Annotated in this window: 1 protein-coding gene; it reads left to right on the top strand. The window is 70.4% G+C overall.

What is annotated here, in order from left to right:
* Positions 1-250, top strand: a 250-nt coding sequence (locus tag JNW98_RS33155; RefSeq protein ID WP_223772007.1) for a hypothetical protein, incomplete at both ends; no start/stop codon positions are given.

Here is a 250-nt window from a genome sequence, read left to right as displayed (position 1 = left end):
CACCCGCTGTTCCAGGTGATGATGCCGTTCAACAGCAACCTGGCCGACACCGCCGTCCGTCTCCCCGGCCTTACCGCCGAGCCGCTGGCCGAGCCGCTGGAGGTCGCCAAGTTCGACCTCTCGGTGAACCTGCGCGAGGAGTTCGGGCCGGACGGCGAACCGCTCGGCGTGCGGGGGAACATCGACTACAGCACCGACCTGTTCGACCACGCGACGGCCGTCGCCCTCGCCGAGCGCCTGCACCGGGTGC

Source organism: Streptomyces huiliensis (genome assembly GCF_020037025.1).
GTDB lineage: Bacteria > Actinomycetota > Actinomycetes > Streptomycetales > Streptomycetaceae > Streptomyces > Streptomyces huiliensis.
Note: the sequence above shows the minus strand (reverse complement) of the source record. Positions and strands in the feature narration are given on the sequence as shown.